Source organism: Agrococcus sp. Ld7 (assembly GCF_045064095.1).
Classification (GTDB): domain Bacteria; phylum Actinomycetota; class Actinomycetes; order Actinomycetales; family Microbacteriaceae; genus Agrococcus.
In genome coordinates this window covers 137651-159586 of record NZ_JBISGY010000023.1, presented here as the reverse complement: position 1 = coordinate 159586, position 21936 = coordinate 137651, and the positions used below count along the sequence as shown (strand labels likewise).

The following is a 21936-nucleotide window of genomic DNA, read 5'->3' as shown; positions in this document are numbered from 1 at the left end:
GCAGGCGGACCCGAGATCTGGGGTCCGCCTGCCGATTCGGGGTCCGGATGCCGCAGGGCCGCCGGCCGCCGGGGGGCCGCCGGCCGCGGGGCCGCCGGCGGCTGCGCGTCAGCCCTCCAGCAGGCTCGTCACGAGCGCGGCGATGCGCGAGCGCTCGCTGCGCACGAGCGTCACGTGCCCGAACAGATCCTCGCCCTTGAGCGTCTCGATCACGCTCGCGACGCCGTCGTGGCGACCGACCCGCAGGTTGTCGCGCTGCGCCACGTCGTGCGTGAGCACGACGCGCGAGTTCTGCCCGATGCGGCTGAGCACCGTGAGCAGGACGTTGCGCTCCAGCGACTGCGCCTCGTCGACGATCACGAACGCGTCGTGCAGGGAGCGACCGCGGATGTGCGTGAGCGGCAGCACCTCCAGCAGGCCGCGGGCGGCGACCTCGTCGAGCACGTTGTCGCTCACGAGCGCGCCGAGCGTGTCGTAGATCGCCTGGCCCCAGGGGTTCATCTTCTCGTCCTTGTCGCCGGGCAGGTAGCCGAGCTCCTGACCGCCGACCGCGTAGAGGGGGCGGAAGACGATGACCTTCTTGTGCAGGCGCCGCTCGAGCACGGCCTCGAGGCCCGCCGCGAGCGCGAGCGCCGACTTGCCGGTGCCCGCGGAGCCGCCCAGCGACACGATGCCCACCTCGGTGTCGAGCAGCAGGTCGATCGCCAGCCGCTGCTCGGCGGAGCGGCCGTGCACCCCGAACACCTCGCGGTCGCCGCGCACGAGCGAGATCTCACCCGCGCGCGTCACCCGGCCGAGCGCGGAGCCGCGCTCGGAGGAGAGGATCAGCCCGGTGTTGCGCGGCATGTCCCTCACGAGCGGCGTCTCGATCCGCTCGTCCTCGTAGAGCGCGTTGATCTGCTCGCCCGACAGCGCGAGCTCGGCGATGCCGGTCCAGCCCGAATCGACCGCCTGCTCCGCGAGATACTCCTCCGCCGCCAGCCCGATCGACGCCGCCTTCACGCGCATCGGCATGTCCTTCGAGACGACGCACACGTCGAGCCCGTCGCGCGAAAGGTTCGAGGCGACCGCGAGGATGCGCGAATCGTTGTCGCCCAGCTGCAGCCCGCTCGGCAGCACCTGCTGGTTGGTGTGGTTCAGCTCGACGCGCAGCGAGCCGCCGTGCTCGGTCGGCACCGGGAAGTCGAGCCGGTCGTGCACCGTCCGCAGGTCGTCCAGGTTCCGCAGCGCCTTGCGCGCGAAGTAGCCGATCTCCGGGTCGTGCCGCTTCTTCTCCAGCTCGGCGATGACGGTCACGGGGATGACCACCTGGTGCTCGGCGAAGCGGTGGATCGCACCCGGGTCCGACAGCAGCACGCTCGTGTCGAGCACGTAGGTGCGCTGGCGAGTCGTCTGCTCCCGTGACTGGTCGGCTCCGGATGCGGTGGTGGTGGCGAGGTCAGGCACGTGATGCTCCCTTTCCGACCTGTGGTCGGATCACGCAGCCGTCGCCTCCCGTGATGCTCGCTGGCGCGATGGCCGCTCGCTCGTCGGACTGATCGGTCCGACAGTGCCGAATCTACGCGCGTGCCCGCGGCGCCGCGCGACCGACACACGGCATGCGGAGACGATGCGGATGCGCGTACACCACCATCGAGGGGTCGCGCACGAACCCGATGAGCGTCAACCCCGCCTCGACGGCCAGCTCGACGGCGAGCGACGATGGTGCGGAGACCGCGGAGAGCACCGGGATGCCAGCCATCACGGCCTTCTGCACGAGCTCGAAGCTGGCGCGCCCCGAGACCTGCAGCACGGTGCCGCGCAGCGGCAGCCTGCCCTGCTGGGCGGCCCAGCCGATCACCTTGTCGACGGCGTTGTGCCTGCCGACATCCTCGCGCACGACGAGCATCTCGCCGCTGGCGACGTCGACGAGCGCGGCCGCGTGCAGCCCGCCCGTCTTGTCGAACGCCGCCTGCTGCGCCCGCAGGCGCTCGGGCAGCCGCGCGATCATCTCGGCGTCGAGCTCGGTCTCGTCGTCATGCAGCTCGAACCTGGAGATCGTCTCGATCGCCTCGATGCTCGCCTTGCCGCACACGCCGCACGAGCTCGTGGTGTAGAAGTTGCGCGCGATGTCGGACGACGGCAGTGCGACGCCCGGCGCGAGCGTCAGATCGAGCACGTTGTAGGTGTTGGGCTCGCCGCTCAGCCCGGTGCCGGGGCCGCCGCAGTGGATCGCGCCCAGCACCTCGGCGCCGCTGGCGACCACCCCCTCCGACACCAGGAAGCCGGTGGCCAGCTCGGCGTCGTGGCCGGGCGTGCGCATCGTCACCGCCAGTGGCGTCCCGTGCACCCGCACCTCGAGCGGCTCCTCGACCGCGAGCGTGTCCGCGCGCCGCACGGGCTCGCTGCCCAGCCGCACCCGGGTGACCGGGTGCCGCGTCACGATGCGACCCATCTCCCCTACGCCGCTCCGGCGCGCGCGTCGGTGCCGCGCGCCTCCAGCCGCACGATCACGGCCTTCGAGGTGGGCGTGCCGCTCACGTCGGCGACCGAATCGAGCGGCACGAGCACGTTCGTCTCCGGATAGTAGGCGGCGGCGTTCCCGTGCGGGGTCGGGTAGGGCACCAGCCGGAAGGCCTCGGCGCGCCGCTCCTGCACGACGCCGTCGGCGCCCGTCCACTCCGAGACCAGGTCGACGATCTGGCCGTCGGCGAAGCCGAGCTCGCGGATGTCGTCGGCGTTCACGAGCACCACCCGGCGACCGTCGCTGATGCCCCGGTAGCGGTCGTCCTTGCCGTAGATGGTGGTGTTGTACTGGTCGTGGGAGCGCAGCGTCTGCAGCAGCAGGCGGCCAGCGGGGATGTGCGGGTACTCGAGCGGATTGACCGTGAAGCGCGCCCTGCCGTCGACGGTCGCGAAGCTGCGGGCGTCGCGCGGACCGTTCGGCAGCATCAGGGTGCGGCCCTTCTCGATGCGCTCCTCGAAGCGCTCGAAGCCGGGCACCGCGCGAGAGATGTGGTGCCGGATGCGCGCATAGTCGTGCTCGAGACCGTCCCAGTCGGCCTGCGGCGCGCCCGGCACCGCATCCGGGCCCTCGAACAGGGCCGCGCACAGCCGGGCGACGATCGCGACCTCGCTGAGCATGTCCTCGCTCGGCGGGGCGAGGCGCCCGCGGGAGGCGTGCACGGCGCCCATCGAGTCCTCGACCGTGACCCGCTGCTCGCCGCCGCGGCGGCGGTCGCGATCGGTGCGGCCGAGCGTCGGCAGGATGATCGCGCGGTCGCCCGTGACGACATGCGAGCGGTTGAGCTTGGTGGAGACCTGCACGGTCAGCGCCATGCGCTCGAGACCCGCCTCGGTGACGACGGTGTCCGGCGTGGCGCTGGCGAAGTTGCCGCCCAGCGCCATGAACACCTTCGCCTTCCCGTCGCGCATCGCGCGGATCGCCTCGACGGTGTCGTAGCCCCAGGCGCGCGGCGCAGAGAACGCGAACTCGGCGTCGAGCGCATCCAGGAACTCCGCCGGGGGCTTCTCGTAGATGCCCATCGTGCGGTCGCCCTGCACATTGGAGTGGCCGCGCACCGGGCAGACGCCCGCGCCCGCACGGCCGATGTTGCCCTGCAGCAGCAGCATGTTCACCACTTCGCGCAGCATCGGCACCGAGTGCTTGTGCTGCGTCAGCCCCATCGCCCAGCAGACGATGGTCGACCTCGACGCGCGCACCTGCTCGGCGATCTCGCGCAGGCGCGCCTCGCCGAAGCCCGTGGCGGCCTCGAGCTCGTCCCAGCCCTGGCTCGTGAGCGCGGCTCGATAGGGCTCGAAGCCGCTGGTGTGCTCGTCGATGAACGCCGTGTCGAGCACGCCGCCATCGGCCTCGTGCATCTCGAGCAGGTGCTTGCCGATCGCCTGGAAGAGCGCCTGGTCGCCCCCCAATCGGATCTGCAGGAACTCATCCGCCATCTTCGTGCCGCCGAGGATCACGCCTCGCGGCGTCTGGGGATTCTCGAACCGCACCAGGCCCGCCTCCGGCAGCGGGTTCACGGCGATGATCCGCGCGCCGCGCTGCTTCGCCTTCTCCAAGGCGCTCAGCATGCGCGGGTGGTTCGTGCCCGGGTTCTGGCCGGCGATGATCAGCAGCTCGGCGCGGTGGATGTCCTCGATCGAGACGGTGCCCTTGCCGATGCCGATGGTCTCCGTGAGTGCGGAGCCGCTGGACTCGTGGCACATGTTCGAGCAGTCGGGCAGGTTGTTCGTGCCGAGGCCCCGCACCAGCAGCTGGTAGAGGAACGCGGCCTCGTTCGATGCGCGGCCGGACGTGTAGAAGATCGCCTCCTGCGGATCCTCGAGCGTGCGCAGCGCCTCGGCCACCACCTCGAGCGCGTCGTCCCACGAGATCGGGCGGTAGTGCGTCGCCCCGGCGTCCTTGATCATCGGCTCCGTGAGGCGGCCCTGCTGCCCCAGCCACCAGTCGTCGCGCTCGCGCAGCTCCTCGAGCGAGTGCGCGGCGAAGAACTCCGGTCCGACGCGTCTGACGGTCGCCTCCTCGGCCACCGCCTTCGCGCCGTTCTCGCAGAACTCGGCGAGGTGCCGCTTGTCCTCCTCCGGCCACGCGCAGCCCGGGCAGTCGAAGCCGTCCTTCTGGTTCACGCGCAGCAGGGTGCGCGCCGAGCGCACCACGCCCATCTGGTCGTTCGCGATCTTCAGCGCGTGGAGCACCGCCGGCACGCCCACCGCGGTCGTCTTCGGCTTCCCCACGCGGACGCGGCTCTCATCGATGTCGTGCTTCGGTGCCCTCTTGACCATGATCCGACCCTCTTCTGCGCGCACTCGCTGCTGCGCGCACTCTCTGCACGCAGTCTGGCACGCGGGCCCTTGCCGCGCTCACCTCCCGTAGCGGCGCTCGCGCATCCCGTAGGCGCGCACCGCGCGCAGGAAGTCGACCTCGCGCAGCTCCGGACCCATGGCCTCGACGAAGTAGAACTCGCTGTGCGCGCTCTGCCACAGCATGAAGTCGCTCAGCCGCTGCTCGCCGGAGGTGCGGATCACCAGATCCGGATCCGGCTGCCCGGCGGTCGAGAGGTGCTCGGCGATGAGATCCGGCGTCAGTCGCTCGGCCAGCTCCGCCGGGCTCGTGGTGTCGGCGTTCGCGAGGATCCGCCGCACGGCCTCGACCAGCTCGTGACGCCCGCCGTAGCCGACCGCCAGGTTGACGTGCAGCCCGTCATTGCCCGCGGAGCGCTGCACCGCTGCGTCGAGCGACGCCACCAGCTGCGGGGGCAGTCCCTGCACATCGCCCACGTGGCGGATGCGTCGACCCGGCTGGCGCGAGAGGTCGTCCGCGAGGTCGGCGATGATCTCGCACAGCTCGCCGAGCTCCCCCGACGCGCGACCGGAGAGGTTGTCACGCGAGAGCAGGTAGAGGGTGACGACCTCCACGTCGACACTCGCGCACCAGTCGACGAACTGCCGCAGCTTCACCGCGCCCGCGCGATGCCCGTGGCCGGCCGAGGCGAGCTTCTGCTCCCTGGCCCAGCGACGGTTGCCGTCGATGATCATCGCGATGTGGCGCGGCACCGGCGCGTGCTCGAGCTCGTGGCGGAGTCGCCGCTCGTAGTAGCGGTAGACGAGCCGTGATCCCGGGGCGCTGCGCAGTCGCACGTACCGAATCTAGTGGGAGCGACGCACAGCGCATGCACGCACCGCTACTGCGTACGCCGTACGCTGTCGGTATGGCAGCAGGTTCCCGCGAGCCCCGAGGCGCGCAGCACTCCGACGCGTCCGACCCCGTCGACGACATCCTCGACGGTGCCGCTGACGCCCACCTCCCGCTCATCGAGGCCGCCGGCGATGCGATCGCCGAAGCGCAGGCGGAGGGCAAGCCCACGTGGCGCGGATGGATCCACGCCGGCACCGCACCGCTCGCGCTCGTCGCCGGCATCGTGCTCGTGGTGCTGGCGAACGGCGTCACCGCGACCTGGTCGACGGCCGTCTTCGCGCTCTCCGGCGTGCTGATGTTCGGCGTCTCGGCCGTCTACCACCGCTTCACCTGGTCGGAGCGCACCCGGCTGCTGCTCAAGCGGTTCGACCACGCGAACATCTTCCTGCTCATCGCCGGCAGCTACACGCCCATCGCGCTGCTGACGCTGCCCTCCCCCGCAGACTGGATCCTGCTGACGGTGATCTGGAGCGGCGCGCTGCTCGGCATCGCCTTCCGCGTGTTCTGGCTGTCAGCGCCGCGCTGGCTCTACGTGCCGATCTACCTGGCGCTCGGCTGGGCGGCGGTCGCGTTCCTGGGCGACATCTGGGCGGCGAACGCCGCGACGGCCGCGCTCGTGATCGCCGGCGGACTCGCCTACACGGTCGGCGCGATCTTCTACGGCACGAAGAAGCCGAACCCGGTGCCCGGCCACTTCGGCTTCCACGAGCTGTTCCACATCTGCACGGTGCTCGCGTTCTTCTGCCACTGGACCGCGATTCTGCTCGTGGCGCTCGCGCCGCCCGCGTAGCCGGCACGAGCACCACCGCTCGGGTCAACGCTCGGATCGGCGATCCTCCGGGTCGTCCGACGCGGGCACATCGTCCGCCGCCTCCTGCTGCTCGTGCAGCGCTCCGGCGTGCGAGGCGGCGAACTCCGGGGTGTCGAACACCTCACCGGCGATGGGATCCTGCACGACGCGGTCCTCGTCGAGCACCGCGACGCCGTCGGCATCCACGTCCACCGCCGCTGACGAGACCTCCTGCAGCGTGACCAGGAACTCGCCGGCCTCCGGTGCGTCCTCCGGCGCAGCCGGGGGCAGGCCCGCGAAGGTGGTCGCCACGTCGCGGCGGCCGTGCCCGGTGCCGTGCGGCTCGGCGGGCGGCGCGACGGCCGGCACCGCCGCAGCTGCCGCGATCTTCGCGCGCATGTATCGCGGTGTCGATGCGACCTCGAAGTGGAACGCCCGCAGCAGCGCGAAGCAGGCGAGCACCATGATGATCGAGAACGGCACGGCGGTCGCGATCGACGCGGTGCGCAGCGCCGTGAGCGACGCCTCGCCGCCGACCAGCAGCAGCACCGCGGCGACGACGCCCTCGAGCACCGACCACATCACGCGGGTCAGCCTGGGTGTCACGGTCGCCCCGCCGCTCGCGAGGATGTCGATCACGAGCGAGCCGGAGTCCGAGGAGGTGACGAAGAAGAAGATGATGATGATGATCGCCAGCACGCTCGTGACGGCCGCGAACGGGAAGGTGTCGAGCAGCTGGAACAGCGAGGTGTTCACATCCACCTCGCCCTCGACGAGCATGTCGCCCTGGTTCAGCTGCCGGAGGATCGCGGAGTCGCCGAAGATCGTGAACCACGCGACGCCGATGATCGTCGGCGCGAGCAGCACGCCGAAGACGAACTGCCGGATGGTGCGGCCGCGCGAGATGCGCGCGATGAACATGCCGACGAACGGCGCCCAGCTCATCCACCAGCCCCAGTAGAAGATCGTCCAGTCACCCTTCCAGGTGTCGTCCGGGGCGGCGAGCGGCCAGGTCTCGAGCATGAGGCTGGGCAGCGCGCTGGCGTAGCTGCCAGCGTTCGCGACCATGGCCTGGATGAGCAGCAGCGTCGGACCCAGCGCGAGCACGAAGAGCGCCAGCAGGGCGGCGAGCGACATGTTGATGTTGGACAGCCATTTCAGGCCGCGGTCGAGCCCGGAGACGACCGACAGGGTCGCGAGCGCCGTGACGGCGGCGATGAGCACGATCGTGAACGTCGGCGAGCCATCGATCCACCCCAGGTACTCGAGCCCAGAGGTGATCTGCTGCACGCCGAAGCCGAGCGAGGTCGCGACGCCGAACAGGGTGCCAACGATCGCGACGGTGTCGACCGCGTGCCCGATCCAGCCCTCGACGCGCTTGCGACCCAGCAGCGGCTCGAGCAGCCAGCGGATCGACAGCGGGCGGCCGCGGCGGAACGTCATGTACGCCAGGCCCAGCCCGACCACCACGTAGATGGCCCACGCATGCAGACCCCAGTGGTAGAGCGTGAGATCCATGGCCAGGCGCCCGGCTTCGCTGGTGCCCGGCTCGACCCCCGCCGTGCCCGGAGGCACCATCAGGTGCGACAGGGGCTCTGCGACACCGTAGAACACGAGGCCGATCCCCATGCCGGCGCTGAAGAGCATCGTGAACCAGGAGATGGTCGAGAACTCCGGCTCCTCGTCGTCGCGCCCGAGCCGGATGTTGCCGATGCGCGAGATGCCGCAGTACAGCGAGAACGCGACGAAGCCCGTGGCGGCGAGCACGTACCACCAGCCGACACCCTTGGTGATCGCATCGTTGAGCACCTGGAAGGCGTTGCCGCCCGTGCTGCTGTAGACAACGGCGAAGACGACGAGACCGACGATGATGAGCACGGCAGGCACGAAGACGGGTCTGCGCACCTGTCGCCAGACGGTGGGAGGGTGCCAGTCGTTCCGTCGTGCGGATGAGCGTGGAGTGGCCATCGTTCCTTCTCGTGCTGGAGTGCGGGCGAACCCACCGAGGGTACCGGAGTGCGCGGAGGCCGCGGTGGCGCGGCGCAGCCGATCAGCCTACGGTTGAGGCACCATGCGTCGCGCCCGAAGTGCAGCCACCGTGATCGCGGCGGGCGCCGTGGTCGCGCTGACGGGCTGCATCCTGCCACCGCCGCTGCCGACTGCGGCACCGTCGCAGTCCGAGGCACCCCGCCCGATCCCGATCCGGACGGCCGACGCGGACCCGTCGGGCACGGCGCCGCCGGAGGTGCTGGCGGTGGAGCCCGACGCGCCCATCACGCGCACCGACGAGACGGCGCTCGACACGGGCGAGCTGTATGCCGGCAGCCCCGGCGAGACCGCCGACGGCTACTTCCCGGACGCAGCGTTCGACATGCTGCTGGAACCCACGCTCGGCACGCCGGTCGTGTCACCGGGCATCGCGCTCGCCACCACCGACGCAGGCGACGAGCTCTATGCCGGCGCCCCGCACACGAGCGACGAGAGCCTGCTGCTGTCGACGACCGGCCGGATCGAGATGGAGTCCGAGGCCGGCAGCTTCACGTGCAGCGGGACGGTCATCAACTCGGCGTCGGCGCTCATCGTCATCACCGCCGCGCACTGCATCTGGGATGACGACACCCGCGACTCCTTCGACACCATCCGCTTCTCCCCCGGCTACGAGCGCGGGGACGCACCCTTCGGCACCTGGGAGGCCGAATCCACGTGGGTGCCGCAGCAGTACCTCGAGGCGAACACCCGATGGCTCGACGGCGCCGACGACAACGGCTGGATGGGCTTCGACTTCGGCTTCATCCGCTTCGCTCCCGAGGACGGTCGGACGCTCGAGGATGCGGTCGGGGGCCAGGGCGTGAGCTTCACGGCAGAGACGAACGGGGTCGTGATCGCCGGCTACCCCGGCAACGGCGACTTCGACTCGGAGGTGCTGCGCTACTGCGCGGCGGATGCGGTCGACTACGGTGCGGGCGGCGACGCGAACTACGGTGCGAGCTGCGAGATGGGCGACGGCGCGTCGGGCTCCGGCTGGGTCTCGAACGTCGACGAGGCGACGGGGGCGGGCACCATCACCGCCGTCTACTCGAACGGCGGTGCGACCGGCGCCTACGGCCCGCCGCTCGGCATCACCGCCTGGAACGGCCTGCAGACCCTCGATGATTGAGTCCGCAGGACGCAATGCGGCGAAGCCGCGTTGCGCCCGGAGGACTCAAGGTCGAGGAGCGTGCCATCGGCACGCGTCACGAGACCTGGTCACGAGACCTCCATGCCGCCGCGCCTGGTCTCGTGACGGCAGCGACCCTGCGGGCCGCTGCCTCCTCGACCAACGGGGAGGGGGCGCTCAGGCCCCATCAATCGACGAGGCGCTCCTGCCTCCTCGACCAACGAGGGTCGCGCTCAGCGCGCCCCGACCGGGGGGCGCTCAGTCCTCCTCGGTCTCCTGCACCTGGCCGAACGCGCCGACCTTCTTCGGGGCCGCCTTCTGCGGCTTCGCCGCCGCCCGACGCTGCTGGCGATTGCCGCCCTGCGCCTTCGCCGCCGCGGAGACCGCCGGGTTGCCGCTCTTCGCGCGCGCCTTGCCGGTCTCGGCACCGAGCTCCTTGCCCTTCGCGTCGTGCACCGAGGCCTCGCCATCCTCATCGGGCGCCGAGTAGGTGAGCTTCGAGGTGTCCTCCTCGACCTCCTCCAGCCCGCCGCCCTCGATCGCGGGGGCCGCAGCGGTCGCGCCCTGCTGCACCTTGACCTCGAGGTTGAACAGGAATGTCACCGACTCCTCGCGGATCGCCGACATCATCTGCTGGTAGAGCGTGAAGCCCTCGTTCTGGTACTCGACCACCGGGTCGCGCTGCGCCATGCTGCGCAGGCCGATGCCCTCGCGCAGGTAGTCCATCTCGTACAGGTGGTCGCGCCACTTGCGATCGATGACCGACAGCACCACGCGACGCTCGAGGAGTCGCATGGCGGGGGCCCCGAGCTCCTCCTCGCGCTTGGCGTAGGCGATCTTCGCGTCCGAGAGCAGCTGGTCGGTGACGAAGTCGGCGGTCAGTCGCGGCTGCGCCTCGGCGACCACCTCGTCGATCGTGATCCCGACCGGATAGATCTGCTTCGCCTCGTTCCAGAGCGACTCGAGGTTCCACTCGTCGCTGTCGTTGCCGACCGTGTGCTCGGCGACAACGCTGCGGATGGTGCCCTCGAGGAAGCCCTGCACGCGCGTGTCGAGGTCGTCACCGTCGAGGATGTGCCGGCGGTCGGCGTAGATCGCCTCGCGCTGGCGGTTCATCACGTCGTCGTACTTCAGCACGTTCTTGCGCATCTCGGCGTTGCGCGACTCGATCTGCGCCTGCGCGGAGCGGATCGTGCGGGAGAAGATCTTCGACTCCAGCGGGATCTCGTCCTCATCCGCATCCGCCGCCATGAAGCGCTGGGCGACCGAGCCGCCGAACAGGCGCAGCAGGTCGTCCTGCATCGAGAGGTAGAAGCGGCTCTCGCCGGGGTCGCCCTGGCGGCCGGAGCGACCGCGCAGCTGGTTGTCGATGCGGCGCGACTCGTGGCGCTCGGTGCCGAGCACGTAGAGGCCGCCCGCCTCGAGCACCTTCGCAGCCTCCTCCGCGACCGTCGCCTTGACCTCGGCGAAGACGTCGTCCCAGCGCTCCTCGTACTCCTCCGGAGTCTCCGAGGGGCTGAGGCCGAGCTCCTGCATGCGCGTCACCGCCAGGTGCTCGGCGTTGCCGCCGAGCATGATGTCGGTGCCGCGACCGGCCATGTTCGTGGCGACCGTGACGGCGCCCAGGCCACCGGCCTGCGCGATGATCGCGGCCTCCCGCGCGTGGTTCTTCGCGTTCAGCACCTCGTGCTTCACACCGTGCTTCGCGAGCTGGGTCGAGAGGTACTCGCTCTTCTCGACGCTCGTGGTGCCGACCAGCACCGGCTGGCCCTTCTCATGGCGCTCGACGATGTCGTCGACGACGTGCTTGAACTTGCCCTCGACGGTGGCGTAGACGAGGTCGGCGTTGTCGATGCGCACGAGCGGCTTGTTCGTGGGGATGGGCACGACGCCGAGCTTGTAGGTCGACATGAACTCGGCGGCCTCGGTGTCGGCGGTGCCGGTCATGCCCGCGAGCTTCTGGTAGAGGCGGAAGTAGTTCTGCAGCGTCACGGTCGCCACCGTCTGGTTCTCCGCCTTGATCTGCACCCCCTCCTTGGCCTCGATGGCCTGGTGGATGCCCTCGTTGAAGCGGCGCCCCTGCATGATGCGGCCGGTGTGCTCGTCGACGATCAGCACCTCGCCATCCATCACCACGTAGTGCGAGTCGCGCTTGAAGAGCGCCTTCGCCTTGAGCGCCGTGTTGAGGAACGAGATGAGCGGGGTGTTCGCCGACTCGTAGAGGCTGTCGATGCCGAGCAGATCCTCGACCCGCTCGATGCCGGGCTCGAGCACGCCGACGGTGCGCTTCTTCTCGTCGACCTCGTAGTCGACGTCGGGGCGCAGCCGCTTGGCGATGCGGGCGAACTCGCCGAACCAGCGGTTCGCCTCACCCGCGGCGGGGCCGGAGATGATGAGCGGCGTGCGCGCCTCGTCGATGAGGATCGAGTCGACCTCGTCGACGATCGCGAAGCCGTGGCCGCGCTGCACCATGGCGTCCTTCGAGTGCGCCATGTTGTCGCGCAGGTAGTCGAAGCCGAACTCGTTGTTCGTGCCGTAGGTGACGTCGGCCTCGTACTGCTGGCGGCGCACATCCGGGCTCTGCCCCGCGATGATGCATCCGGTGGTCATGCCGAGCGCACGGAACACGCGGCCCATGAGCTCCGACTGGTAGCTCGCGAGGTAGTCGTTGACGGTGACGACGTGCACGCCCTCGCCCGTGATGGCGTTGAGGTATGCGGCGATCGGCGCCACGAGCGTCTTGCCCTCACCGGTCTTCATCTCGGCGATGTTGCCGAGGTGCAGCGCGGCAGCACCCATGACCTGCACCTCGTAGGGGCGCATGCCGAGCGTGCGCTTTGCCGCCTCGCGGACGGCCGCGAAGGCCTCTGGCAGCAGGTCGTCGAGCGTCTCGCCGGCGGCGTAGCGGGTTCGGAACTCGTCGGTCTCGGCCGCGAGCTCCTCGTCCGTCAGCTCTTCGAAGGCGTCCTCCAGCGCGGTGACATCCTTGGCGATGCGCTCCAGGCGGCGCCGCAGTCGGCCCTCGCCGGCTCGCAGCATGTTCTCGAAGATATTGGCCACGGTGGAAAGCCTTCCGTGCTCGGGGGAAAGTTCACGGTTCGGTAACCGACTGCCCATCCTAACAATGCGGACCAAGAGGCGCCCCAGCGCTGCCGGGACGCCTCTTGGGACTGCGGGTCAGGAGGCGGCGCGCTCGGCGTCCTCGCCGCGCTCGGTGGCCTCATCGTCGAGGGTGATCACGCCGTAGGACCAGCCCTTGCGGCGGTAGACCACGGCGCACTCGCCCGAGGCGTCGTCGACGAACAGGTAGAAGGGATGGCCGACGAGCTCCATCTGGTCGACGGCGTCGCGCACGCTCATGCGCTTGCTCGGGAACCGCTTCTGACGGATCACGACAGGCGACCACTCGGTCTCACCCTCGTGCTGCTGCTCGACCGTGGGGATGGAGCCGGTGCGGACGGCCTCGACCACGGCGGGGTCTGCCGGCGTGATGTCGACCTGCTTGAAGCCGGTGGCGACGGCCTCGTGGAGCGGCGTGCGCTTGCGAGCGCTGTGATCGGTGCGCTTGTCGTGGACGCGGCGGGCGCGCTCCATGACTCGGTGGTAGGCGGAGTCGAACGCCATGTACTTGTCGGGGCCGTCGGCCTCCGCGCGGATGATCGAGCCGGGGCCGTGCACGGTGATCTCGACCCTGCCACCCGCGACCGAGGTGTGAGGGACCGAATGCCGCGTGAGCTTGACATCGAGAGCGGTGGCGCGGGGAAGCAGCTGCGTGACCTTCGTCAGCTTGTCCTCGGCGTATGCGCGGAACCGGTCTGTGATGTCTGCGCCCTTGGCGCCGAACGTGATGTTCATCGTGGCCTCCCGTATGGATCGGCATCGGCGCCTGCGGCTGCTGCGCCGACTTGCGTGCCGTCACTCTACCCCCGGAGCCCGAGCGTCAGGCCAGCCCCTCGGGAACCCTGCGGGGCGTGTGCGCGACGGCGGCGATGCCCACCGGATCGCAGCCTGCGGCACGCAGTGCTCGGAGCGCCTCGCGGACCGTCGCGCCGGTCGTCACGACGTCGTCGACGATCACCACCCGGCGACCCGCGAGTGCCCGCGCGCTGGGCCTCGGAAGCAGGAGCGAGCCCCGTGCCGCCGCAGCGCGCTCGGCGGCGGTGCGCTGCTTCTGCGCCCCTGCACCCGCGGACGGGCGCCGCCGCAGCGGCACCGCCCTCGCGCCCACCGCGCGCAGCAGCAGCACCACCGGATCGAAGCCGCGCCGCCGCAGGCCGGCGCTGCTCGATGGCACGCGCACGAGCGCTCCATCCGGGAGCGCCGCGAGCGCGAGCGCGATGCCCGCGCCGAGCGCTCGCGCGCTCTGGCGCCCCCCGCGCTCCTTGCAGTCCTGCACGAGCGCCCGCACGGGGCCTGCGTAGTCGGCCGCGGCGACGAGCGGCACGCCCTCGACGCTCGACCGCGTCGGGCGGCCGAGGAGCAGCGCCCTGCACGCATCGCAGACCGCGATGTCGTGCGCGCCGCAGCCGGCGCACTCGGTCGGCCACAGCACGCTCGCCGCCTCCCGCAGCGCCGCGTCGATCCCCATGAGCGCAGGGTGGCGCACGACCGCTGCGGCGCGTTCTGGCGATCCGGATGCATGTGGACAGCGCGCGCATCCGATCCGCCCGCGTCCGTGCGCGCCCTACTGCTGCGTGGTGATGAGCCGGATCGGCTCGAGCCCGGCCGCGGAGCTCCACACCCGTCCGCGCAGCGAGAGCAGCTCACCGTCGGCCCCCAGTGCCCGGAGCGTCGCGGTGCCCTCGCTGCCGCCGACGATCGCCTGCACGCCGCCGCCCGGCGAGGGCAGCTGCTCCGCGACCCCGCCGATCGCCAGCACGGTGATCTGCGGGCGGTCGTCTTCGCTCGCCAGCACGGCGACCTGCGTGGGGCTGATCCAGGTGATGTCAGAGGCCGCGCCCTCGATCGCCGGCAGCGGATAGGGCTCGCCGAGCGTGATGGGCTTGCCGTCCGGGTCGCGCACCACCGCCATCACCCAGACGTCGCTGCCGCCTCCGCTGCTGCCCGCGGTCGCGATCGCCAGTCGTGAGCCGTCGCGCGAGACCTCCATGGCAGCCACGCGGTCGAAGTCCGGCGGCAGCGGCAGCTCGCTGCGTTCGCCGTCGCGCCACGCGAGCAGCCGGCCGGTCGCGCTCCGCTCCTGCAGCAGCACCCAGCCGCTGTCGTCGACCGTCGGCACCGCGCCCACGTCGGTCGAGATCACGACCGGCGAGGCGTTCGGCAGCACCCAGGCTGCGGTCGCTCCCGTGTGCGCGACGCCGCCGGCCGCGCCCACCGTGTAGCTCGTGGCGCCGATCGCCTGGAGCGTGCTGCCGACATCCTCGAGCGTCGGGCCACCGCCGATGTGGTGCAGCACACCGCCCTCGAGCACCAGCGGACGGGGGTCGACGTCGCCCTCGTCGATCGGATCGGCAGCGGCGCTCGACGCCGCGAATCCCGACAGCCCCTCCACCTGCACCCGCACCTCGCGCACACCCAGGTCGCGCAGCGAGAGCGCCAGCTGCACGGCCAGGGGCTGCAGGCTCCCTGAGCCCAGCTGCTCCACCTGCGCGATGTCGAGCGTGACCGTCATCGTCGTGCCGTCCAAGCGCGTCGGGCCCACGCGCGAGGCCTCCACAGCGCCGGCGGTCGACACGGCGGGCGAGAGCCACGTGGACGGCCCGGCGAGCAGCGCGTCGATGATCCGCTCGGCGAGCGTGGCGGCCGTGCGCTCGAACCAGCGCAGCTCCGGCACCGTGCGGGTGCCGTCCTGCGTCAGCCAGTGGAGCGTGTGCGCGCCGAACAGCTGGTCGAAGTAGTAGGCCGAGAGCACGATGCCGTCGGGGGCCTGCGAGATGCGCCACTCGCCATCGACCTGCACGAGCTCGAACTCGAGTGTGCGATTGCCGCCGGCGAGCTGCAGCGCACCGCCCGAGCTGACCTCCGACTGCGCCGTGAGCTGCGCGCTCGCGGTGGTCTCCCCCGTCAGCGACACCTCCGGCTGCGCACCGGAGCGGACGATCACGCGCGCATCCGGATCCCACGTCGATGCGGCCGTGCCCGCGAGGTACTCGCGGGCGATCGAGAAGTCGTCGTTCGGGCTGATGGCGGCCGCGAGGAAACCGAGGATGACCTCCTCCTGGGTGGCGCCCGGCTGCGGCTCCTGCGCGAGGAAGACGAGGATGCTCGCCTGCTCGCTCGTGTCGACCTCGCCTGCCACCACGGGCCCGGAGTCCGGGATCGCGACGCAGCCGACGAGGCCGAGCAGCGCCACGAGCGCGAGCAGCATGCGCTTCATCGGTCGACCTCCTCGGAGCTGGTCGCGATCATGGGGTCGACGAGCGCGTCCGGGTGCAGCTCTGGCTCGGCAAGCTGGACCGCATCCGGCGGCGCGAGCTGCAGCGGTCGCGTGTCGTCGGGCTCCAGCTCGATGGGCGAGGCGACCGCGCGGGCGCCCGCGCGCGGCAGCGTCAGTCGGAACTGCGTGCCGGCGCCCGGCTTCGACCAGACGTCGATCCAGCCACCGTGCAGCGCGGCGTCGTCGCGGCTGATCGACAGGCCGAGGCCGGTGCCGCCCGTGCGTCGCTGCCGCGAGGGGTCGGCGCGCCAGAAGCGGTCGAAGACGCGGCTCATCTCGATCTCCGTCATGCCCACGCCGTGATCCCGCACCGCGATGGCGGCAGCATCGGTCGACGAGTCGACGATGACGGCGATGGGCTTGCCCTCGCCGTGGTCGATGGCGTTGCCGAGCAGGTTCTGCAGGATCCTGCGGATGCGGCGCGGGTCGACCTCCGCCTCGAAGTGCCCGCCCGGCGCGACGAGCCGCAGCTCGGAGCCGCGCTCCGCCGCCAGCGGCTGCACCGCTTCGATCTCCGCCTCCGCCAGCCGCACGAGGTTGGTCGGCTCGATCTCCAGCTGCGCGGCCCCGGCGTCGAAGCGGCTGAGCTCGAGCAGGTCGGCGAGCAGCTGCTCGAAGCGCTGGATCTGGGTCGAGAGCAGCTCGACGGTGCGGGCGGAGACGGGGTCGAAGGACGCCCGGCGGTCATGCAGCACGTCGCCGGCGAGCCGGATCGTCGTGAGCGGCGTGCGCAGCTCGTGGGAGACATCCGACACGAACCGCTGCTGCACGGTGGACAGCGTCGCCAGCTCGTTGATCTGCCGCGAGATCGAATCCGCCATGCGGTTGAACGAGCTGCCGAGCTTGGCCATCTCGTCCTCGCCCCGCACCGGCATCCGCACGTCGAGCTCGCCCGCAGCGATGCGCGCGCTCGACTCCGCCGCCACCTGCACGGGGCCCACGACGAGCCGTGCGACGAGGTAGCTGATGAGGGCGATGAGCGCGATGAGGGCCAGGCCGGCGAGCACCATGGTCAGGTGCATGAAGTCCAGCGTCTCCTGCGTCGACTCCAGGCTCGTCATCAGGTAGAGCTCGTACTGGCCGGTGAGCGGCACGTCGACCGTGGTGCCGACCACCAGGCCGGGCTGCCCGCCGCTCGTCGTGGCGATCCGCACCGATTGGTAGAAGGGCGTGTCGGCGCCCTCGGCGACCGCGCTGCGCAGCTCCTGCGAGAGCAGGTCGGCGTCGAAGGCCTGCGACTGCACATCGTTCATCGTCAGCAGCGTCTCGCTCTGCCCTTCGGTGCGGAGCATGGCGTACTCGGTCGTCGAGCGGCTGGAGATGATGTCGGAGATGGCGCCGAGCGCCGTGTCCTGCAGCGCGTCGAGCTCGCCGCTCGTGAGGTTCTCGGTGACCGCCTCGTTGAAGACCTGCTGCATCTGGCCGCGCGCCTGCACCGCCTCGACCAGCGCGTCGTCGCGCCGGGTCTCGAACAGGTTCTGGCCCACGGATGCCGACATGTAGCCGAGCACGATGACGAGCGCGAGCGTCGAGAGCAGCATGCTGGCGGCGACGACGCGCGCGCCCATCGAACGCCGCAGGAGGCCGGTCGCCCACTCCCACAGCGTGCGGCGTCGCCAGGCCACGGTCGGCTCAGCTCTGGGGGGCGCCGGCGCGGTAGCCGACCCCGCGCACGGTCGTCACGACCACGGGGCTGTCGACGTCGCGCTCGACCTTGGAGCGCAGGCGCTGCACGTGCACGTTCACGAGGCGCGTGTCGGCCTTGTAGTGGTAGCCCCACACCTGCTCCAGCAGCATCTCGCGCGAGAACACCTGGTTGGGCTTCGACGCGAGCGTCACGAGCAGCTCGAACTCCAGCGGCGTGAGCGAGATGGGCTCGCCCGCGCGGCTGACCTGGTGGCCGGCGACATCGATGTCGAGGTCGGCGACGCGGAGCGTGCCGGTGTCGCCGCTGTGCTGCGGGCGCAGGCGCGTCCGCACGCGGGCGACGAGCTCCTTCGGGTTGAAGGGCTTCACGACGTAGTCGTCGGCGCCGGATTCCAGCCCCACCACGATGTCGGTCGGGTCGCCCTTCGCGGTGAGCATGATGATGGGCACGCCGGACTCGGCGCGGATCTCGGTGCAGATCTGGATGCCGTCCTTGCCCGGCAGCATGAGGTCGAGCAGCACGAGATCGGGGCGCACCTCGTGGAAGCGATCGAGCGCCTCGGCGCCATCCGCGCAGTACTCGAGGTCGTAGCCCTCGCCCGCGAGCACGATGCCGATCATCTCGGCGAGCGCCGGGTCGTCATCGACGACGAGGATCGTGTGCTCTGCCATGGGCGCTCCCTTCACCGTGCGACCGGCGTCGCCGGTGGCCGCTGCGCGACCTCCGTCACTGTATCCGAGCGCGCTATGGGCGCAGGGCAGGCGAGCGGCTCAGCGCTCGAGGCCCTCGTGCGCCTCCAGCCAGGCCTCCTCGAGCGACGCCACCCGCTCCTCGACCTCGGTCAGCTCTGCCTGCAGCGCCGCGAGCGCGTCGAAGTCGCCGTGGTCGGCCTGCTCGAAGCGCTCCAGCAGCGACTCGCGTGCCGCAGTCGCCTTCTGCAGCCGGCGGTCGAGGCTCGCCGCCTCCTTCTCCAGCGAGCGCCGCTCGGCACCGGAGAGCGCCGAGCCGCCGCCGGCGGCCGATGCGCCGGATGCTCCAGATGCCTGCTGCGGCTGCGTCGCCCTGGCCGTGGTGCGCGCGACCGAGCCCGAGCCCGAGAGCTCGAGGTAGGCATCCACACCGCCCGGCATGTGGCGCAGCCCGCCGTCGATGACCGCGTACTGGTGGTCGGTGACGCGCTCGATGAGGTAGCGGTCGTGGCTGACGACGATGAGGCAGCCGGCCCACGAGTCGAGCACATCCTCCATCGCCGCGAGCATGTCGGTGTCGAGGTCGTTCGTGGGCTCGTCGAGGATGAGCACGTTGGGCCCGTCGAGCAGGATCAGCAGCAGCTGCAGGCGGCGGCGCTGACCGCCGGAGAGGTCCTTGACCGGCGTCGAGAGCTCACCGCTGCGGAACCCGAGGCGCTCGAGCAGCTGCCCCGGCGTGAGCTCCTTGCCGCCGGAGGCATAGCTCGACTTCAGGCTGCCGACGACGGTGCGCACCGGGTCGTTCTCGTGCTGCTCGAGCTCGGCGAGCTCCTGCGTGAGCTCGGCGATCTTCACCGTCTTGCCGGTCTTCACGCGTCCGGCGGAGGGCTGGATGCGGCCGGCGATGAGGGCGAGCAGCGTCGACTTGCCGGCGCCGTTGCGGCCCAGCACGCCAGCGCGCTCGCCGGGCGCGATGCGCCAGGTGACGTCATGGAGGATCGTGCGGCCGCCCAGCTCGACGGAGGCGTCGACGATGTCGACGACATCCTTGCCCAGCCTGGTCGCGGCGAGCTGGGCGAGCTGGATGGGGTCGCGCGCCGGCGGCTCATCCTCGATCAGCTGCGTGGCGGCGTCGATGCGGAACTTCGGCTTCGCGGTGCGGGCGGGCGCGCCGCGGCGCAGCCACGCCAGCTCCTTCTTCATCAGGTTCTGCCGCTTCGCCTCGCTGGCCGCCGACATCCGGTCGCGCTCCACGCGCTGCAGGATGTAGGCCGCGTAGCCGCCCTCGAAGGGCTCGACCTGCTGGTCGTGCACCTCCCACGTGCCGGTGCAGACGGCATCGAGGAACCAGCGGTCGTGCGTGACGGCCACGAACGCGCCGCGGCCGCCGACGTAGCGGGCGTTCAGGTGGTCGGCGAGCCAGGCGATGCCCTGCACGTCGAGGTGGTTGGTGGGCTCGTCGAGGAACAGGACGTCCCAGTCGCCCGCCAGCAGCTGTGCGAGCGCGACGCGGCGGCGCTGGCCGCCCGAGAGGTCGCCGACGCGCGAGTGCCAGTCGAGGTCGCCGACCAGGCCGTTCAGGATGTCGCGGATCCGGGCGTCGCCCGCCCACTCGTGCTCGGGCCGGTCACCGACGATCGACTCGCCGATGGTGGTATCGCCGTCGAGGGTGTCCCGCTGGTCGAGCACGCCGACCTGCAGGCCGCCGCGTCGCGTGACGCGACCGCTCGTCGGCTCGAGCCGGCCCGCGAGCATCCGCAGCAGCGTCGACTTGCCGTCGCCGTTGCGGCCGACGATGCCGATGCGATCGCCGTCCTCCAGCCCGAGCGAGATCGATTCGAAGACGGTGCGGGTGGGGAAGGCGATGCCGACGCGCTCGGCGCCAAGAAGGTGTGCCATATCCCCCCATTCTCCCGCACTCGGCGTCTGGTCCCGCCCACCGGCGCGGCTGCGCGCTTCGATCGGGCGGCGGATGCGCTTCGAGCGTCAGTCGATGAGGCGCGCGCCCGGCACGGGGCCGGTGACCTTGACAGCGACGACCTTCGCGGTGGAGAGCGAGATCTGCAGCTCGATGGCCGACTCGAGGCTGTCGCACAGGAAGGCGACCGTCGGCCCGGAGCCGGAGACGATGCCCGCGAGCGCCCCGGAGCGCTCCCCCAGCTCGAGCGTGCCCACCAGTCGCGGCATGAGCCGCAGCGCCGGCGCCTGCAGATCGTTCTGCAGCGCCTCCGCGAGCAGGTTCGCGTCGCCGGCGCGCAGCGCCTGCAGCACCCGCGCATCGACAGTCGGCACATCGTGGGCCGGCGCGATGTCGGCGGCGTGCAGCGCGCGATGCTCGTCGAGGGCGCGGTAGACGTCGGGCGTCGACAGGCCGACATCGGCGTAGGCGAGCACCCAGTGGAACTGGCCCTTCGCGAGCGCCGGACTGAGCTGGTCGCCGCGACCGGTGCCGACCGCGGTGCCCCCGGCGAGCGCGAACGGCACGTCGGCACCCAGCTCGCGGGCGATGTCGTGCAGAGCCTCGCGGCCCAGGTGCAGGCCCCAGAGCTCGTCACAGGCGACGAGCGTCGCTGCGGCGTCGGCGGAGCCGCCACCCATGCCGCCCGCGATCGGCACGTGCTTGTCGATCGACAGCGCGACGCCGCCCGTCACGCGGCCGCGCCGGGCGAGCGCCATGGCGGCGCGGATCGCGAGGTTGTCGGCACCGGTGGAGAGGTGCTCGTGCGGCACCGGGCCGGAGAATCGCACCGAGAAGTCGGATGCTGCGGTCGCCTCCACGAACTCGTAGAGGCTGACGGCCTGATAGGCGGTCGCGACGTCGTGGTAGCCGTCGTCCTGCAGCGCGCCCACGCCGAGGTGCACGTTGATCTTGCCGGGCGCCTTCGCCCGCACCGTGCTGCCTCGTCCCACGAATCCAACCTACTGCCCGTCGGGAGTGCTCCCGTCCACGGCGCCCGTGGCCTCGCGGGTGGCTCGCGCGCGGCTCCGCGTGCGGCTCGCGCGTGGCTCGCCGTGTGGGCCTCGCGCGCGGCTCGAGCGTGGCTCTCGCGTGGCTCTCGCGTGGCTCGAGAGTGGCTCGCGCGCGGCTCGACGTGTGGGCCTCGCGTGGGCTCTGCAATGCGCCCGCGGGCTCGCGCTAGCCTCCCGACATGGCGCATCCACTGATGTTCGACGCCGACGATCCGCTGCTGGCACGGCTCCGCCGCATCGCGCTCGCCATGCCCGGCGCCGACGAGAAGGTCTCGCACGGGCGCCCCGCGTTCTTCACCACGAAGGTGTTCGCCTACTACGCCAGCACGACGCGGCAGGAGCATCGCGACGGCCTGCATCCGCCGCGCCTGAGCGTGCTGCTGGAGCCCGACGAGCGACTGGCGCTGCTGGAGGAGGGTGCGATCGAGCCCGCCTACCTGGGCGCATCCGGATGGGTCGCCATCGACCTCGCGGACGCTGACTGGGAGCGGGTGGCCGAGCTCATCGACTCCAGCTTCCGCGTCACGGCGCCGAAGCGGCTGATCGCGGAGCTCGACGCGCGCTCCCCCGCAGCCTGATCGCGCAGAGAT

Annotated in this window: 16 protein-coding genes; 3 read left to right on the top strand and 13 right to left on the bottom strand. The window is 71.2% G+C overall.

Annotated elements, in window-relative coordinates; translation table 11 throughout:
• Nucleotides 1-108: 108 nt before the first annotated feature.
• The 4 genes from ACJJVL_RS04205 to uppS all read right to left on the bottom strand — a co-directional run bounded on the left by ACJJVL_RS04205 (nt 109) and on the right by uppS (nt 5637).
• Nucleotides 109-1446, bottom strand: coding sequence for a PhoH family protein (locus ACJJVL_RS04205; protein WP_405217061.1), 1338 nt, complete (start codon nt 1444-1446; stop codon nt 109-111).
• Nucleotides 1447-1558: 112 nt separating this feature from the next.
• Nucleotides 1559-2434: a formate dehydrogenase accessory sulfurtransferase FdhD gene (fdhD, locus tag ACJJVL_RS04200; RefSeq protein ID WP_405217060.1), complete on the bottom strand. Its 876-nt coding sequence runs from the start codon at nt 2432-2434 to the stop codon at nt 1559-1561.
• Nucleotides 2435-2439: 5 nt separating this feature from the next.
• Nucleotides 2440-4782 (bottom strand): FdhF/YdeP family oxidoreductase, encoded by a 2343-nt coding sequence (locus ACJJVL_RS04195; RefSeq protein WP_405217059.1) that lies wholly within the window; start codon nt 4780-4782, stop codon nt 2440-2442.
• A 78-nt stretch (nt 4783-4860) separates the two neighbouring features.
• Nucleotides 4861-5637 (bottom strand): polyprenyl diphosphate synthase, encoded by a 777-nt coding sequence (gene uppS / locus ACJJVL_RS04190; RefSeq protein WP_405217058.1) that lies wholly within the window; start codon nt 5635-5637, stop codon nt 4861-4863.
• A gap of 71 nt (nt 5638-5708) precedes the next feature.
• On the opposite strand from uppS, the gene ACJJVL_RS04185 reads away from it, so the two are divergent.
• Nucleotides 5709-6485, top strand: coding sequence for a hemolysin III family protein (locus ACJJVL_RS04185; RefSeq protein WP_405217057.1), 777 nt, complete (start codon nt 5709-5711; stop codon nt 6483-6485).
• Nucleotides 6486-6509: 24 nt separating this feature from the next.
• Here the strand turns inward: ACJJVL_RS04185 and ACJJVL_RS04180 are convergent, their stop codons facing one another.
• Nucleotides 6510-8453, bottom strand: coding sequence for a BCCT family transporter (locus tag ACJJVL_RS04180; RefSeq protein ID WP_405217056.1), 1944 nt, complete (start codon nt 8451-8453; stop codon nt 6510-6512).
• 103 nt (nt 8454-8556) lie between these two features.
• Here ACJJVL_RS04180 and ACJJVL_RS04175 point away from each other — a divergent pair, with 103 nt between their 5' ends.
• On the top strand, nt 8557-9642 hold the full coding sequence (locus tag ACJJVL_RS04175) for a trypsin-like serine peptidase (protein ID WP_405217055.1): 1086 nt from the start codon (nt 8557-8559) through the stop codon (nt 9640-9642).
• A gap of 258 nt (nt 9643-9900) precedes the next feature.
• On the opposite strand, the gene secA is transcribed toward ACJJVL_RS04175, so the two are convergent.
• The 8 genes from secA to ACJJVL_RS04135 all read right to left on the bottom strand — a co-directional run bounded on the left by secA (nt 9901) and on the right by ACJJVL_RS04135 (nt 21286).
• Complete coding sequence (gene secA, locus ACJJVL_RS04170; protein WP_405217054.1) at nt 9901-12702, bottom strand: preprotein translocase subunit SecA; 2802 nt, start codon at nt 12700-12702, stop codon at nt 9901-9903.
• A 117-nt stretch (nt 12703-12819) separates the two neighbouring features.
• Nucleotides 12820-13497 (bottom strand): ribosome hibernation-promoting factor, HPF/YfiA family, encoded by a 678-nt coding sequence (gene hpf, locus ACJJVL_RS04165; RefSeq protein WP_405217053.1) that lies wholly within the window; start codon nt 13495-13497, stop codon nt 12820-12822.
• 85 nt (nt 13498-13582) lie between these two features.
• Nucleotides 13583-14230 carry a ComF family protein gene (locus ACJJVL_RS04160; protein WP_405217052.1) on the bottom strand — a complete coding sequence of 216 codons (648 nt, stop codon included), beginning with the start codon at nt 14228-14230 and terminating at the stop codon, nt 13583-13585.
• Nucleotides 14231-14326: 96 nt separating this feature from the next.
• The gene (locus ACJJVL_RS04155) at nt 14327-15979 is read right to left on the bottom strand and encodes an LpqB family beta-propeller domain-containing protein (RefSeq protein ID WP_405217051.1); all 1653 of its coding nucleotides are present in this window, start codon (nt 15977-15979) and stop codon (nt 14327-14329) included.
• Nucleotides 15976-17664 (bottom strand): MtrAB system histidine kinase MtrB, encoded by a 1689-nt coding sequence (gene mtrB / locus ACJJVL_RS04150; RefSeq protein ID WP_405217050.1) that lies wholly within the window; start codon nt 17662-17664, stop codon nt 15976-15978. Before mtrB ends, ACJJVL_RS04155 begins: the two co-directional genes overlap by 4 nt.
• A gap of 7 nt (nt 17665-17671) precedes the next feature.
• Nucleotides 17672-18358 carry an MtrAB system response regulator MtrA gene (mtrA, locus tag ACJJVL_RS04145; protein ID WP_405217049.1) on the bottom strand — a complete coding sequence of 229 codons (687 nt, stop codon included), beginning with the start codon at nt 18356-18358 and terminating at the stop codon, nt 17672-17674.
• Between the two features lie 99 nt (nt 18359-18457).
• Nucleotides 18458-20275, bottom strand: a complete 1818-nt coding sequence (locus ACJJVL_RS04140) for an ATP-binding cassette domain-containing protein (RefSeq protein ID WP_405217048.1) — start codon at nt 20273-20275, stop codon at nt 18458-18460.
• An 87-nt stretch (nt 20276-20362) separates the two neighbouring features.
• Entirely contained in the window at nt 20363-21286 is a 924-nt protein-coding gene (locus ACJJVL_RS04135; protein WP_405217047.1) for a 4-(cytidine 5'-diphospho)-2-C-methyl-D-erythritol kinase, read from the bottom strand.
• 239 nt (nt 21287-21525) lie between these two features.
• On the opposite strand from ACJJVL_RS04135, the gene ACJJVL_RS04130 reads away from it, so the two are divergent.
• Nucleotides 21526-21924: an MmcQ/YjbR family DNA-binding protein gene (locus ACJJVL_RS04130; protein ID WP_405217046.1), complete on the top strand. Its 399-nt coding sequence runs from the start codon at nt 21526-21528 to the stop codon at nt 21922-21924.
• Nucleotides 21925-21936 lie beyond the last annotated feature (12 nt).

What these genes read in the sequence shown, in the direction of transcription:
- ACJJVL_RS04195 (WP_405217059.1), bottom strand. Translation starts at nt 4,782, where the DNA reads ATGGTCAAGAGGGCACCGAAGCACGACATCGATGAGAGCCGCGTCCGC.
- hpf (WP_405217053.1), bottom strand. Translation starts at nt 13,497, where the DNA reads ATGAACATCACGTTCGGCGCCAAGGGCGCAGACATCACAGACCGGTTC.
- ACJJVL_RS04130 (WP_405217046.1), top strand. Translation starts at nt 21,526, where the DNA reads ATGGCGCATCCACTGATGTTCGACGCCGACGATCCGCTGCTGGCACGG.
- ACJJVL_RS04175 (WP_405217055.1), top strand. Translation starts at nt 8,557, where the DNA reads ATGCGTCGCGCCCGAAGTGCAGCCACCGTGATCGCGGCGGGCGCCGTG.
- ACJJVL_RS04140 (WP_405217048.1), bottom strand. Translation starts at nt 20,275, where the DNA reads ATGGCACACCTTCTTGGCGCCGAGCGCGTCGGCATCGCCTTCCCCACC.
- ACJJVL_RS04160 (WP_405217052.1), bottom strand. Translation starts at nt 14,230, where the DNA reads ATGGGGATCGACGCGGCGCTGCGGGAGGCGGCGAGCGTGCTGTGGCCG.
- ACJJVL_RS04180 (WP_405217056.1), bottom strand. Translation starts at nt 8,453, where the DNA reads ATGGCCACTCCACGCTCATCCGCACGACGGAACGACTGGCACCCTCCC.
- mtrA (WP_405217049.1), bottom strand. Translation starts at nt 18,358, where the DNA reads ATGGCAGAGCACACGATCCTCGTCGTCGATGACGACCCGGCGCTCGCC.
- fdhD (WP_405217060.1), bottom strand. Translation starts at nt 2,434, where the DNA reads ATGGGTCGCATCGTGACGCGGCACCCGGTCACCCGGGTGCGGCTGGGC.
- ACJJVL_RS04155 (WP_405217051.1), bottom strand. Translation starts at nt 15,979, where the DNA reads ATGAAGCGCATGCTGCTCGCGCTCGTGGCGCTGCTCGGCCTCGTCGGC.
- ACJJVL_RS04185 (WP_405217057.1), top strand. Translation starts at nt 5,709, where the DNA reads ATGGCAGCAGGTTCCCGCGAGCCCCGAGGCGCGCAGCACTCCGACGCG.